Annotated in this window: 15 protein-coding genes; 5 read left to right on the forward strand and 10 right to left on the reverse strand. The window is 67.5% G+C overall.

Annotated features, from left to right (window positions below; genetic code table 11):
• Positions 1-22 precede the first annotated feature (22 nt).
• Positions 23-271, reverse strand: a complete 249-nt coding sequence (locus ACIBF8_RS31030; RefSeq protein WP_396787466.1) for a helix-turn-helix domain-containing protein — start codon at positions 269-271, stop codon at positions 23-25.
• Between the two features lie 188 nt (positions 272-459).
• On the opposite strand from ACIBF8_RS31030, the gene ACIBF8_RS31035 reads away from it, so the two are divergent.
• Positions 460-1,047, forward strand: coding sequence for a class IV adenylate cyclase (locus ACIBF8_RS31035; protein ID WP_396787467.1), 588 nt, complete (start codon positions 460-462; stop codon positions 1,045-1,047).
• Between the two features lie 167 nt (positions 1,048-1,214).
• Here the strand turns inward: ACIBF8_RS31035 and ACIBF8_RS31040 are convergent, their stop codons facing one another.
• The 8 genes from ACIBF8_RS31040 to ACIBF8_RS31075 all read right to left on the reverse strand — a co-directional run bounded on the left by ACIBF8_RS31040 (position 1,215) and on the right by ACIBF8_RS31075 (position 8,588).
• Complete coding sequence (locus ACIBF8_RS31040; RefSeq protein ID WP_357171141.1) at positions 1,215-1,673, reverse strand: PCC domain-containing protein; 459 nt, start codon at positions 1,671-1,673, stop codon at positions 1,215-1,217.
• A 10-nt stretch (positions 1,674-1,683) separates the two neighbouring features.
• Positions 1,684-2,706, reverse strand: a complete 1,023-nt coding sequence (locus ACIBF8_RS31045; RefSeq protein ID WP_396787468.1) for an asparaginase — start codon at positions 2,704-2,706, stop codon at positions 1,684-1,686.
• Between the two features lie 72 nt (positions 2,707-2,778).
• Entirely contained in the window at positions 2,779-4,299 is a 1,521-nt protein-coding gene (locus tag ACIBF8_RS31050) for a multiprotein-bridging factor 1 family protein (RefSeq protein ID WP_396787469.1), read from the reverse strand.
• A gap of 212 nt (positions 4,300-4,511) precedes the next feature.
• Positions 4,512-5,306 (reverse strand): endonuclease/exonuclease/phosphatase family protein, encoded by a 795-nt coding sequence (locus ACIBF8_RS31055; RefSeq protein WP_396787470.1) that lies wholly within the window; start codon positions 5,304-5,306, stop codon positions 4,512-4,514.
• Positions 5,307-5,321: 15 nt separating this feature from the next.
• Positions 5,322-5,921 carry a dTMP kinase gene (gene tmk, locus ACIBF8_RS31060; RefSeq protein ID WP_396787471.1) on the reverse strand — a complete coding sequence of 200 codons (600 nt, stop codon included), beginning with the start codon at positions 5,919-5,921 and terminating at the stop codon, positions 5,322-5,324.
• Positions 5,918-7,021, reverse strand: coding sequence for a radical SAM protein (locus ACIBF8_RS31065; RefSeq protein ID WP_396787472.1), 1,104 nt, complete (start codon positions 7,019-7,021; stop codon positions 5,918-5,920). Before ACIBF8_RS31065 ends, tmk begins: the two co-directional genes overlap by 4 nt.
• Positions 7,018-7,998 carry an aminoglycoside phosphotransferase gene (locus ACIBF8_RS31070; protein ID WP_396787473.1) on the reverse strand — a complete coding sequence of 327 codons (981 nt, stop codon included), beginning with the start codon at positions 7,996-7,998 and terminating at the stop codon, positions 7,018-7,020. Before ACIBF8_RS31070 ends, ACIBF8_RS31065 begins: the two co-directional genes overlap by 4 nt.
• Entirely contained in the window at positions 7,995-8,588 is a 594-nt protein-coding gene (locus tag ACIBF8_RS31075) for a metal-dependent phosphohydrolase (RefSeq protein WP_396787474.1), read from the reverse strand. Before ACIBF8_RS31075 ends, ACIBF8_RS31070 begins: the two co-directional genes overlap by 4 nt.
• Positions 8,589-8,624: 36 nt before the next feature.
• On the opposite strand from ACIBF8_RS31075, the gene ACIBF8_RS31080 reads away from it, so the two are divergent.
• A complete protein-coding gene (locus ACIBF8_RS31080; protein WP_396787475.1) occupies positions 8,625-9,071 on the forward strand; it encodes a hypothetical protein in 447 nt (148 codons plus the stop codon).
• On the opposite strand, the gene ACIBF8_RS31085 is transcribed toward ACIBF8_RS31080, so the two are convergent.
• Positions 9,061-9,666, reverse strand: coding sequence for a hypothetical protein (locus ACIBF8_RS31085; protein WP_396787476.1), 606 nt, complete (start codon positions 9,664-9,666; stop codon positions 9,061-9,063). The genes ACIBF8_RS31080 and ACIBF8_RS31085 overlap by 11 nt on opposite strands.
• Before the next feature lie 525 nt (positions 9,667-10,191).
• Here ACIBF8_RS31085 and ACIBF8_RS31090 point away from each other — a divergent pair.
• From ACIBF8_RS31090 to ACIBF8_RS31100, 3 genes are read left to right on the forward strand one after another with little or no spacing between them, the layout of a single operon-like run.
• The gene (locus ACIBF8_RS31090) at positions 10,192-11,595 is read left to right on the forward strand and encodes an APC family permease (RefSeq protein WP_396787477.1); all 1,404 of its coding nucleotides are present in this window, start codon (positions 10,192-10,194) and stop codon (positions 11,593-11,595) included.
• Positions 11,592-12,605 carry an acetamidase/formamidase family protein gene (locus ACIBF8_RS31095; protein ID WP_396787478.1) on the forward strand — a complete coding sequence of 338 codons (1,014 nt, stop codon included), beginning with the start codon at positions 11,592-11,594 and terminating at the stop codon, positions 12,603-12,605. Before ACIBF8_RS31090 ends, ACIBF8_RS31095 begins: the two co-directional genes overlap by 4 nt.
• Positions 12,606-12,620: 15 nt before the next feature.
• On the forward strand, positions 12,621-13,307 hold the full coding sequence (locus ACIBF8_RS31100; RefSeq protein ID WP_396787479.1) for a GPP34 family phosphoprotein: 687 nt from the start codon (positions 12,621-12,623) through the stop codon (positions 13,305-13,307).
• The last annotated feature ends 1 nt before the right edge of the window (position 13,308 follow it).

Genomic DNA, 13,308 nt, shown 5'->3' on the forward strand with positions numbered 1-13,308 from the left:
CTGCAGCAAATAAGACCAACGACTAAAGATCAACCAACCGAGGTGGTCCAGTTTCAGCCGGACCACGGTGGTCAGGTTTGGAGCGGCGTTGACAAAAGTTTCGCCCCACTCGCTGACGGCCAGTCTCCACGTTCGCGATCGTGCTTCGTCCGTAGTTGACAAGAGGCGCAAACGCTTCTTGCGTGTAACTGGCGGCCTTACGGCTGCTGGCGAGCAGCTGGCCAAGAGCGATCCATGCCTTGGCAATTTCTTGCGGTGGAACGCTCGGCATCAGCAGCTCCCGATGGAGACGAACGTCCGCACGAGGCGACACGTGGTGGCGTGAGGACACTCTAGTGCGGAGCTGTGGTGCGTCGGTTACTCAGCGGCTTCTTCCAACATTCTTCCGACAACATTCCGACATCGCTCTCGCGTTGGCCGGAACTCGCGTGACCTGCGACTTTCGTATGCTCCCTGCTCGTGACCCGTGCGCTAGGGAAAAATGATCATGAGGTTGAAGCCAAGTACCAGGTCAGCGACCTGGAAGAGTTGATCACGGCGCTCGCCCAACGGCAGGTGGTGTTGACGGAGCCGTCGGTGCAGGACGACCAGGCGTACGCGCCAGCCGGCTGGTCGTACGGGATGCCGAAGATCGGTGTTCCGTTCGCGCGTCTGCGCACGCAGGAGGGCCGCCATCTGTTCACCGTGAAGAAGCCGGTCGACAACGAGATGGCGTGTCTAGAGCACGACTGCGTCATCCACGACCGTGACGCGATGCACGCTGCTCTCGCCACGATGGGTTGGGTGCCAACCGTGCGAATCGTCAAGCAGCGCCGGACCGGCGAATGGGACGGCGCGACGGTATGCGTAGACGTAGTCGACGGCCTAGGCACGTTCGTCGAAGTGGAGCGCCTGGTTAGCTCCCAGCTTTCGGGTGAGCAGGTGCAGCACGGACTCGATGCGATGATTCGTTCACTGAGCGTGCCGGTGCTGCGCGTCGTGGACACCTACGACACGTTGATTTGGAACCTGGCTAGCGCTGCCGCCAGGATGTCGGCCCCGGTCTGACGTGGTCGAACCCACGCCTGACGCCGTCCCGGCTGTGAACCTGACCGCCAGGCTGGATTTGCTGATGACACCGGTGCCCGATTAACGGGTGCGGCAGCTCAGGCTGACCGCCCCCCTTGATCGAGCGCCTCAACTAGCTTCCGTTACGCCGCCGCGCTCGATTGTCTTCATGGGAACTGCAGGAGTGGCACCTCGTAGAGGTCGGCTTGGCGGACGCGCGTCATCGGTGGTTCGGCGATCTCCACGATGATCATTTCGGTGAGGAATTGAACGGTCGCGGCGAGCAGGTGGCTGGTGTGGGCGGTGGCGCTGTGTGCTTTCAAGCCGACGGTGAGGTGGATGTGCGGCTCGACGGTCTCGGTGTCGGGGTTGTAGGCGAGGGTGCCGCCGCCGAGGGCCTCGATATTGGTCAGGTGGACTTTGGTCCACACGGGGGCATCGGGGTTGTCGAGGCGTTCGCAGGTGCCAACGATGTCCGCGGTGGCGAGGCCCGCAATAAACGTGGGGATGTAGCCCTGGCGGATGCCATAGGTGCGGCAGGTGCGGTCGAGGGCGTCGTAGAAGTCTTCCCCGTGGTCGAAGACGGCGACGATGGTACGTCCGGGGACGACTTCGCGGCTGCGCAAGAGGGCTCCTTCAGGCGGTCGGGGCGTTGGTGGCCGGCTGCTGCGGCCATGGCCACGGCTCGCCGGGGTAGGCCACGGCGCGAAACGCCGCTGCCGTCTCGTGGGCGGTGGCGCCTGCGGCAAGGGTGAGATGGAGCAGGATCCGGGCCTTGTAGGGGTCGAGGAAGCCTGCAGGAATGAGTCCCCGCTCGGTGAGATCTCGCTCGGAGCCCGGGAAGCCGTAGGTGGTGGTGAGCACAGGTCCCGCACTGATGCGGGAGGCGAGGACCACGGGGATCTGCTGGGCGAGCGCAGTGAGAGTGGAGACCCAGGTGTCTGGGACGTGCCCGACGCCGAAGCCAGCGATGACGAGGCCGTCGAGGTGGGCTGCCGTTGCGGACAGGTAAGTCGCGTCGTCGCCGACTGTGGCGGTGTAGAGGCCCACGCGCGGCTGGCGTACGGGTGTCGGTACAGCGTGGCGGGGGGCGGTGTGGCTGAGGAAGCGGGGTTCGCCTTCCACGACGTAGCCGAGTGGGCCGCCGTTGGGTGAGGTGAACGCCTGTGTGCTGACAGAGTGCGTTTTCCGGACACGGTCGGCGGCGTGGATCTCGTCGGCCATGACGACGAGAGCGCCCCGGTTTCGGGCATGAGGGCTGGCAGCGACCCTGGTGGCGGCGAGAAGGTTGGCGGGCCCGTCTGGACCGGCGAGGGTGGGGTTGCGCATGGCACCGGTGACGACGATGGGCTGCGGTCCAGTGTGCAGGAGATGCAGGTAGTAGGCGGTTTCTTCGAGGGTGTCCGTGCCCTGGGTGATGATGATGCCGGAGGTGCCTGCGGCGGCGGTCTGGTGGACGCTCCGGGCCAGGTCAGCCAGGTCGGCGAATGTCAGGGAGGCGCCGGGGCGGCTGCGGAAGTTGACGACATCGACCGCGATGCCGGTATCGGCAAGGCCGGGCACAGCGGCCACGAGATCACTGGCGGTCAGTGCGGGGACGACGCCGCCGCCCTTTGCGGTGGTCATGGCGATAGTGCCGCCCAGCCCGAAGACCGTCACCCGCGGCGATACTCGCTTTCCCGATGACAATGTTCTGGCCTCCCCGCGGCGACGATCATCGCTGTCGGAAGCCTAGTCGGTCGATGCTGCGGCGTCGGCGAGGTAGCGGCAGGCGCGGTCGATGCCGGCGGTTGACAGATGTCTGCTGCGGGGTTGCACAACGGCGGCGCACCCCTGGTCGGCGAGGTCTCGGCAACGCCGGGCGAGCGTCTCCCAGTTCAGATCCAGGTACTCGGTCAGGACACGCAGGCGTGCGGGCGGAGACGCAGCGGCGATAACCGACCGGCCGCTGGCGTGGCTAATGGCCGCGCCGTACTGGCGCACGGTGCGGTGGTCGTCGGTGACGTCGACATGCCAGATGCCTTGGGCGCCGACCCAGTTGGCGAGCACCGCGTGACGGTCGCTGTCAGTCACGAAGCCGGGTGTGCCTGCGTACTCCGGCTCGTCGGTGATGACGACCTCGATGCCGTATGACTCCATCAGTGCCACCGCTAACAGCAGGAGAATCCGCTCGCCGCGAGGGGAGGCGTCGACTGCCGCGCGAGGAATGCAGAACGCGCGGATGATGCGGTGACTTCCGGCACGCGCGGCGGTGAGGTCCAGATACCTCTGCTTATGGGCGAACAGCAGCCAAGTGCTGGCTTCCTCGCCACGCTGTTCGCGGGTCCAGTAGGCGGGGGTCGAGGTGAGGGCGTCTGCGTGTCGGTGGATGTGTCCGGCGCAGAAGACCGACCCGAGCCACATCTGGCCGACGTCGCTGAGATCCGCGGCAAGATCGTGGCTGACTGCGGATCTGCTCATCAGCTCGTAGGAGGCCAGTTCAGCGATGGCCTGCTCAATACGCGCGTCGTCGGCCAGCAGCGCCTCGTCAAGGTTCGCCACAGCCCACAACAGTGCGAGGACCAGTTCGTCAAGCTGATACGCCTGCGGGATGACGAGCCGCGCGTCAGGGGCCGCCTGGGCGAGGCGTTGGCGGGCATGACGGGCGTCCAAGCCGAACAGTTGGGCACCCTGATCGGTTTCGATCCGCCCCACCACCAGACTCCGTCGCGGTGTGCGCAAGAGCCGATCGTCGCAATAGCCGGCCGGTACCGCCGCGAGAACTCGGCCGTCCTCGGCCACAGCAGGATGAACGTAGGCCGGTATCGCCAGTCCAGGGAAGAACCTGCCGTCAGGTGCCCACAGGTCAACGACGTACGTCTGGGGGGCGAAATCGCCATTTGCTGCCTGGGGCGCGAGCAAGGAAAGCGCCGTTGGCGCCGGTGTTTCTGTGCGGGTGGCGAACGTAGCCCCGCGTGCGCGTCCACCGTCGAAATGTCCTGCGGTGTTGCGCGTTACCAATACTCGGAGCCGGTCGTACTCCGCTGCGAGCACACCGCCGGTATGCAGGATCTCGTCGCAACGAACCCAGAAGTCTCGGCCGATGCTCTGGCGACCGCGCTCCACGTTCGCGATCGTGCTGCGGACGTAGTGCGTCAGCGGCGCCAGCGTCTCTTGCGTGTAGCCGGCGGACTTGCGCGCTTCGGCGAGTCTTTTGCCGAGGTCAGCCCGGGCTTCGGCGATCTCCGGGGGTGAGACAACGGACACGATCACGCTCCGAGGAGGACGAGCGGGACAAGCTACCAAGACATGAGCATTGAGGTGACCTACCGTCACGACTCTAGCTGGATTCCGTAAAGAAACGAGCCAGGGAAATCCGAGTTTACGAGGCTCAGCCCGCCTTCCGCTCTGCTCGGCTCCCTACCCGCAACAGGCGGGAAGCAGACTCGGCGATGACCGCAGACAGTATTCGAGGCGGACACTGTTTAGAACAGTGCTGGCACGGCAGTAGTTAGCCGCTCGGCAACGGCGCGCGCGGTGACGTTGAGGCAGGCGGTGAGTGCCGCATGGTCGGTGAGCCTCGCCTGGCGGGGCTGGTGCAGGTAGGTGCTGGACACCACCGTAGGCATGAGCGCGGCGCCGGCGTGGAGATAGTCGAAGCGGTAGCCGCTGCCGCTTCTACCGATCCAGCTGTACGCCTGCACGTCCGGGTGCAGGGTCCGGTGGACGTCGGTGAGCCCGAGTGCGTCGAGGGCGTCGAGGAACTCGTACTCGAAGGATTGGAAGCCGGGGTAGCGGGGTTGGTGGTCGCGGCTGATGACGTTGTAGTCCCCGCCGACGACCAGGTGTGCGCGGTCGGCGGCGGATAGTCGGGTGGGTGCGTCGGTGACGGTGGTGAGGAAGGCTCGCTTCTTGGCGAGTTTGGCTGGTGCCCGGTCGCTGGAGGGGACGTAGAGGCCGAGGATTGTGACGTCGGGGTGGGTGTCGAGGGTGACGGCGGGGGCGCGGCCGGGCAGGCTGATTCCGGCGGTGAGGTCTGGGGCGGGCCGGGTCGGGATACGGCTGGCGATAGCGCACCCTCGGTCGCCGTCGAGTGAGGGCTGGTGGGTGACGACCATCCCGGCCGCGCGAAGACCGGCAAGCAGGTGCCGGGTGCCGGGTCCGTTGCTGGTTTCGGTCAGGATGACCAGGTGGTCGTCGCGCTGGAGCAGCCAGGTCAGCAGGTTCTGCGCGCGTGCGGGTGCGGCGGCCTGCACGTTGATCGTCAGGATGGACAGCACGGTGAGCCTCGCTGGTCAGGGGCCGTCGGCGGGTAGCAGGCCGAGGATAGTGTCCACGACCCGCTCGGGGGTGAGGCCGTGGCAGACGACGACGTGTTGGCGCCACTGCTGCCGGTGCAGGTGGGTTGCGGCCTCGCGGTAGAGGGCGAGTTCCTTCTCGGGTGTGCCGGCGAGTTCCAGCCTGGTCAGGTGTTGTCGGGCTGCCAGGCGGGTGCGGATGACCTCTGGGTGGTCTTCGAGGTAGATGACGGTGGCGGGCAGGACGTAGCGGTTGTAGGACCAGATCTCGCCGAGGTCGAGCCCGTCGATGCGTTGCAGCACTAGCGAGGAGGCGACGTACCGGTCGGTGACGACGTGCAGTCCGTCGTCGAGGCGGGGGATGATCTCTGTTTCGATGTGCGCGGCGCGGTCGGCGGCCAGGGCGAGGGCCAGGGCCTTGCCGTGCAGGAAGGATTCCTGCCTGCGCAGGAGTTGGCCCAGGGGTGTGCGGGTGGGCTCGCCGGTCAGGTGGACCCCGGTCGATCCGAGTTCGGCGAGACGGTCGGCCAGGAGGCGGGCAATCGTGGTTTTGCCGACGCCATTCGGCCCCTCGACGGCGATGAACAGACTGCTCACCCCTTCGACGAGGACAGCGGTAGCAAGCTGCGGCCGTTGGGTGCCGTGATGGGGCACTGCTCGGTGTCGACGTCGCCGATGCGGCCACCGGCGGCGACGACCGCGGCGGGGCAGCCCTTGCCGCACTGCCCGGCTATGTCGCAGGAGCCGCAGGTCGGGTTGGCGCCGAGTTGGTAGCGGGTGTGGAAGTCGTAGGCGTCGAGGCTGGGGGCGGCCTCCCCGTCGAGGATGTTGCCAGTCAGGAACTCGGTGTCGCGGTGCGTTGAAGCGGGTGTGCGGGCGGCGAAGACCAGGTAGGGGCAGACGGCGACCTGCCCGTCGACGAAGACGTAGATCAGCTTGCCGGCGTCGCAGCCACCCAGTGGCAGGTTGTCGTTGGGGAAGCGAATACGTACGAGATCGAGCTGGTCAGCGAAACGGTCGGTTACCGCCCGGATCGCGTCCATGGCAGTCGTGGTCGCGGCGAGCTTGCCGCGGCTCTTCACTCCTCGGCCGAAGGAGGAGAGCGGGTTCATCAGGACGTATTCGGCGCCGATATCGACGGCGAAAGCGCACAGGTCGGCGAACTCTTCCGGCGTGGTTAGCGCGTTGGGCGTGGACAGCAGGCCCTTGAGTAAGCCGGCGTCGGCGAACTTGCGGGTGGTCGCGACGGTGGTGGCGAACGACGACCGGTCGCCGCGGAATTTGCCGTGGCTTTCGGTCCGGAATCCGTCGAAGGACACGTTGATGTGTACGTTGCCGAGGGCGGCCAGGGCGTCGATGTCCGCGTCGCGGGTCAGCGTCGCGTTGGTGCATATGCCCACCGGTAGTCCTCGGTCGGCTACTGCCTGGCACATGGCGATCAGGTCGGGGTGCACGAACGGCTCGCCCCCGGTGAGCGTGAGGCGTTCGACGCGGGCGTCCAGCAGCCGCGGCAGCACGCGGGTGGGAAAAACTGCCAGGGACAGGTCGGACCCGGTGGCAGTCGACGAAACGAAGCAGTGGGCGCAGTGCAGGTTGCACCGTTCGGTGACCTGCACCAACGCCTTGCGCCCGTCGCCACCGACGGAGGTGCGGAAATAGCAGGACGAGGCGTGGGTGTCGACGACGAGGCGCTTCACGAGGATCTTCCTGCAGTAGGTGATGGGCGGCTGGTGTTGAGAAGCGGCGGTGCTCCGAGTAGGTCCACTGCGGCTCGGAGTTGCCGGAGGACGACTTCGGTATGGCGCCGATCGGCAGAAGCTTGGTAGTGGCCAGCGGCGGCGGTAGTGAGCAGCCACCAGGCTGCCCACACCCGGTGCCAGCCCAGCGCCCATCGGACAGCGGGAAGCCCGCCCCGGTCGACTTCGGCGTCGGGATGCCCGCCTGCGGCGACGTAGGCCTTGATAAGTCTGGCGAGGAGTCGGGGTTCGGTGGATGTGCGGGTGCCGAACCAGGTGGCCAGGTCGAGTAGGCCCGGTCCGGTGAATGCTTTGGCCCAGTCGACGAGGCGGCAGTCGGTGCGGCTGACGTGCAGCGACGTGCGGTGGAATTCGCCGTGGCACAGCCCGAATGGTGGTCGCTCGGCACCGTCGGCCCTGTGTTGTGCGGTGGCAGCGAGTCGCTGCAGCACCGCTTCGATCCCTTTCGCGTTGTGGATGAAGCGCCCTTGTCGACGGAGCTCGTCTAACGCGTCGAGTCCTTGCCCCGGCAGCCGCGCCAAACCCGCTTCGTCGAAGGTCGGGAGGTCGGGCATGCCGGCAGTGGCGTGAACCCATCGGGCCGTGGCGGCAGCCTCCGCGGACGTCGCGGTCCGGCTCGGCTCGCCAAGGTCTTCCATCAGCATGCCCAGCCCGTCGGGGCGCAGCGTGTAGCCGGTCAGCAGCGGGACGGGGGCTTGCTGGTTGTTGAGCGCGCGAAGGACGGTCGCTTCGCCGGTGAACGGTGCGGTGGCGATCTTGCAGATCAGGCTGCTGTCATCGGGGAAGAACCAGCGCTCGACCGAGGACAGCTCCCATGTCTGGATGATGTGTCGCCGCGTTGGCACCCGTCGCGATGCGGTGAGCAGGTCGCCTCGTAGCTGCGTGCAGAGCTGCTCGTCGAGCTTGTCGCTGCTCACCGTGTACTCACTCGCTGTGCAGAAGCAGTGGCGGTGGCGCGCTCGAGCGGCGTGAGGGCGGCGTCGAGGTGCGCCGACATGCTGGCTGGCAGCCGAGGATGTGCGGCGCGTTGGAAAGCCCGGAAGTATGACAGTAGCCCGCGCAGCACCGGACGCCGGTCAAAGAAGTCCGGCGCTTTACCGGTGCTCTGGGCCCGGCGTAGCAGCGAGGTCAGGGCGACGATCTTGTCGGCGGTCGAGGCGAGCAGGACGGACTGGTCGTCGACGTGGATGGGCGGGTTGGGTTCATCAAGGGCGCGGTGTTCGGCCTGAAGGGCGGCGATGATCCGGGCGACCTCGATCCCGTATGCGGCGGTGAGGGTTTGGTAGACGTCCGTTTCTGTCGGGGCGAATTCCGGTGCGTCGTGGAGGAGCGCGGCGACGATGACGTCCTGTGCTGGGGCGGGGACGTGTTGCCCGATGGTTACTGCGACGCGCAGTGCGTGGACCAGGGCTGGTCGGTCGTCGATGGTGTGCCCCGCGCACCACGTTCGAGCGTCGTGGAGGGCACGTTCGATCGCGGCGGGGCGGGGAGGCGATAAGACCGTCATACCCTGATACCTCCTGATTGCCGTACGATCGGCGGCATGTCGGGGCCCCTTCCGCAGTGGTGTGAACAGACCTGCGTGGTGTGTCCGGCTCAGCAGCTCGGGCCGGGCCAGTTCGATGTCATCGACCGGCCGGGACCCGAATTCGCCTACCGGCCTGACCTCGGGTGGCGGGCAACCGCGGACGGTGTCGCCGTTTGCGTTCATCCGTTCCGGGTGGGCCTTCCCACCGGCCGGTACGCCTCGGACGGGGAGCTGGTCCCCGATCAGGCGCCCCGACCGGCGCCGACGGCGGCGGCGCTGGAGTTGCCCGCCGACGTGGTGGACCTGGAAGGTTGGCTCGTAGCCGTCTTGCGGGAGGCACCCGCCGAAGGGATCTTCGCCGCTGTGGCCCGCGCCGAGCGGCTGGCCGCCGAACGGTTCGGAGCGAAGGAAGCGGTGACGGCCCTGCGGCGGGTGCTGTCGGTGGAGTTGGCTAACCGCTGACCCCGGCGGCGACCGGCTCGTTCCGGTCGAAGTCGAAGTCGTGGCTGCGTCCGTCCCGGCCGAGGCCGGCCGCCTGGTAGCGCTCGTTGAGCAGGCCGAGACGTCGATTCACCTCGGCTGAGTCCAGCCAGTACCGCAGTGGTTGCTCTCCCCACCCGGCGGCGGCGTAGTAGGCGTCGGTGATGCCGCCGCGGGTGTAGGTGAACTCCTCCAATTCAGTGGCATGAGGGAAGATGACGTCCAGGTCGCTCTGCAGGCGCGTCATCAGCGTGAACTGGGCCAGCACGGCGTGGATCATCTCGTCCACCGGCGCCGGCACCAGCAGTTCGGCGGCGTGCTCGTCGCCCCCGGCGAGCTCGAACACGGCAGCTTTGAGCGCCAGCACGCGCAGCGCTTCGTCCAGCAGTGGAGCGGCGTCGCGCTCCAGCGACCAACGGCTGATAGCCGGGTAGCCGGTGAACGTGGCCCAGCAGGTGGAGTACTTCATCGACGAGCTCTGCAGCCGGCCGTAGGCCGGGTGCGCCTGCATCTTGTCGAGGATCTCGGCGGCCCGACGGCCAACCTCTCCGACCTCCGGCATGGATGAACTGGTCATGGTGCATGCCCTCCCAAGCGGTCGTGGACACGGCAGACCGTCGCGCCGCATCGCGGCTGCGGTCCCTCATCGCCTGCGGCGTCGACGCGGGCGATGACTCACTCATCAAAAGTTGTCGCTGGTCGTGTCGATAAGGGCTGCCGTCCATCTCCGACAATCCGCTGACATTCATCTGCCGCGGATGTTGGTGATGCCGGGAAATGTTGGCGGAATGTCAGAACTGCTGGGCAGGGCTGGCCGACATTGATCGATCTCGTCTTAGGTCGCTCTATGCCGGCCTCGTCGCCGTCGCTGCGCTGTACTCACCAGCCAGCGAAACCACTTACCGAGGAAGGTCCGCCGTGCCTGTCGCCAGGAGGCTCATGCCTCCGCTGATCACGCCGCTGGTGGCGCATTCGGTCATCGCGCCACAGCTGCTGCCGTCGAGCGGGCAGGGCCGCGGAGGCTCCTTCGCCCAGCCGGCGTGTTTAGCAAGCGCAACTTTCCATTCCATTCCACTGTTGCCTGAAACCCGCGGAGGATGTTGTGTACGAGCAGGATTTGGCCCGCTACGGCTACCGCCAGGAGTTGAGCCGGCAACTGCGGTTTCGGGATCTGGTCGCGTACGGCCTGGTGTACATGGTGCCGATCGCGCCGATGGCGATCTTCGGCAGCGTCTACGCCGGCTCCGGCGGCATGATCGCGCTGGCGTACGTGATCGGCGTGGTGGCGTTGGTGTTCACGGCGTTCTCGTACGCGCAGATGGTGAAGGCGTTCCCGATGTCTGGCAGCGTCTACAACTACGCCGGCCGCGGCATCAGCCCACCGGTTGGGTTCCTCGCCGGCTGGGTGATCCTGCTCGACTACGTCCTCGTGCCGGGGTTGTTGTATCTGGTGGCGTCGGTGGCAATGCACGCCACCGTGCCGGCGGTGCCGGTGTGGCTGTGGCTCCTCGGGTTCGTCGCGGTCAACACGGTCGTCAACTCGGTGGGGATCCGCATGACGGCGGTGGTGACTCGGGTGATGCTCGTCGGTGAACTGATCGTCCTGGCGATCTTCCTGGCCGTCGCCGGCTGGGCCCTCGCGACCGGGAAGGGCCGGTTCAGCTGGGCGGCGTTCTACAACGCCGACACGTTCACCTGGTCGGTGGTGGCGGGGGCGGTGTCGATCGCGGTGCTGTCGTTCCTGGGCTTCGACGGAATCAGCATGTTGGCCGAGGAGTCCAAGGGTGGCTCCCGGCAGATCGGCCGGGCGATGGCCGCTGTCCTGGTCCTGGCCGGGGTGCTGTTCGTCGCCCAGACGTGGCTGGCCGCGATGCTCGCCCCCGACCCCGCCGGTCTTCTTGCGGAGGGGGATCCGAACGGCACTGCCTTCTACGACGCCGCGCAGGTGGCGGGCGGCGGCTGGTTGGCGACCCTGTGCGCGGTCACGACGGCAATCGCGTGGGGTTTGCCGAACTCGATGGTCGCGCAAGTCGCCACCTCGCGACTGCTGTACGCGATGGCCCGGGACCGGCAACTGCCGGCGTTCCTGGCGAAGGTGTCGATCCGCCGCAACGTGCCGATCAACGCGACTCTGCTCACCGGGTTCGTGTCCCTCGCCCTGGGCCTGTACTTAGCGACCCGGGCGGACGGGATCACCCTGCTGTCGTCGCTGATCAATTTCGGGGCGATGGTGGCATTCCTGGTCCTGCACGTCTCGGTGGTCGTGCATCACCTCATTCGGCGGCGGAGCGGGAACTGGTGGGCGCACCTGGTGATGCCTGTTGTCGGGTTCGCGATCCTCGCCTATGTCGTGGTCAACGCGAACATCGCCGCGCAGCGCCTCGGCCTGGCGTGGCTCGCCCTCGGGGTCGTCGTTCTCGCCGGCCTGTACGCGTCCGGGCGTCGGCCCGCCCTGTCAGGTCTGGCCCCCGCGCAGGCGCCGGCGCGTGACGTGGAGCGGGTGTGACGGCCGTGGACACGATCATCTACCGGCCGGTTCGCGACGAGTTCGCCTACACCTTCGGGGGCCGAATGCCAGTGGCCCACGTCCGCTCCGGCGACATCCTGCAGGTGCATACCGAGGACTGCTTCGGCGGCCTCGTCCGCGGGCCGGCAGACCTGCCGTCGCAGGTGTGCCGGATGCCGTACCTGAACCCGGCGTCCGGGCCGTTCTTCGTCGAGGACGCCGAACCGGGGGACACCCTTGCCGTCCATGTCGTGTCGATCGTGCCGGCGAGGAACTGGGGTGTGTCGTCCACGTTTCCGCACTTCGGAGCGCTGACGTCGACCTCCCATACCGCATCCTTGCAGCCTCCTCTTGAAGAGAGGGTGTGGCGGTACGACATTGACCAGCAGGCCGTCGTGGTGCGGTTCCACGCAACCAAGAGCGGTCACAGCGTGGACCTGCCGCTGGAGCCGATGATCGGCACGATCGGTGTGGCTCCCGCCGGCATGGAAGTCCGCTCGACGATCGTCCCGGACAGGCACGGCGGCAACCTCGACACTCCCGAGCTGCGGGCGGGCACCACGGTGTATTTCGGGGTGAACATGCACGGGGCAATGTTGGCCCTGGGTGATGGGCATGCCCGTCAAGGTGAGGGCGAGGCGTGCGGCGTCGGCGTCGAGGTCGCCACCGTCACCACGCTGACAGTCGAGGTGATCAAGGGGGTGTCGACGGCGTGGCCGCGGCTGGAGACCGACCGGGAGATCATGTCGATCGGTTGCGCCCGGCCGTTGGAGGACGCGTACCGCGTCGCTCACCGCGACCTCGTCGCCTGGACGAGTCAGCTCACCGGGCTGGACGACCTCGATGCCTACCAGTTGATGTCGCAGGCAGGCCGGGCGCCGATCGGGAACGTCTGCGACCCGAACTACACGGTCCTCGCCGCGGTGGACAAGGGTTTGCTTCCGCAGCCGCAGCCCGTTCACGACGGCGTGCACGCCCGGCTGCGGCAACGGGCCGCCGGGCTGCGGTAGAGCAGGGGTGAGCTGATGACCGCCCTGCCTCCCCGGCTGCCGTTGCGCGACGAGTTGTTCCTGCTCGGGCACGACGACGACACCGGCCAGCTGCATGTCCACCGTCAGGCCCTTGCCCTCGGCCTCGCCGGCGCGGTCCTGATCGACCTGTTCCTCGCCGGTCGCGTCGCGTTCGACCCCGCCGATGGTGACGACCAGCCGGGCGCAGAGCGGCGGTTGTGGCTGTGCCTGCACGAGCCGGTCGGCGACCTGATTGCCGACAGCGCGCTCTCGTCGATCCGACACGCGCGCCCGGCCCCGTCCCTGCGCGGCTGGGTGCGAGGGTTCGCCGACGCTCTGTACGAGCGCACCCGCGCGGGCCTGGTCGCCGGCGGGATACTGCGCCACCAGCAGCGCCGCCGCTTCGGTGGGCTTGCCCGCACGGACCGCTACCTGCTCGTGGACGTCAAGTGGCCGGTCGTCGCTCGCGCCCGGCTGCACTACATCGCCACCGGCCGCAACCAGCCTGACAACCACACCGCCGCGCTCGCCGGGCTGGTCACGACCCTCGGGCTGCTCAACCATCTCTACCTCGCCGATGACACCGCCGTGCTCGCCGCACAGCTACGCACCATCGCCGACCAGCACTACCAGCCGGTACGCGACATCACCGCGGCGGTCGATGCCGCCGTGGGGGATCTCGCCACCGCCGCATACCGCTGAC

Source organism: Micromonospora sp. NPDC050276 (genome assembly GCF_044459545.1).
In the GTDB taxonomy this organism is placed as follows: Bacteria; Actinomycetota; Actinomycetes; order Mycobacteriales; family Micromonosporaceae; genus Micromonospora.

Excerpts from the sequence above, each read along its gene's own strand:
- ACIBF8_RS31030 (WP_396787466.1), bottom strand. The coding sequence starts at position 271 with ATGCCGAGCGTTCCACCGCAAGAAATTGCCAAGGCATGGATCGCTCTT.
- ACIBF8_RS31075 (WP_396787474.1), bottom strand. The coding sequence starts at position 8,588 with ATGACGGTCTTATCGCCTCCCCGCCCCGCCGCGATCGAACGTGCCCTC.
- ACIBF8_RS31085 (WP_396787476.1), bottom strand. The coding sequence starts at position 9,666 with ATGACCAGTTCATCCATGCCGGAGGTCGGAGAGGTTGGCCGTCGGGCC.
- ACIBF8_RS31100 (WP_396787479.1), top strand. The coding sequence starts at position 12,621 with ATGACCGCCCTGCCTCCCCGGCTGCCGTTGCGCGACGAGTTGTTCCTG.
- ACIBF8_RS31080 (WP_396787475.1), top strand. The coding sequence starts at position 8,625 with ATGTCGGGGCCCCTTCCGCAGTGGTGTGAACAGACCTGCGTGGTGTGT.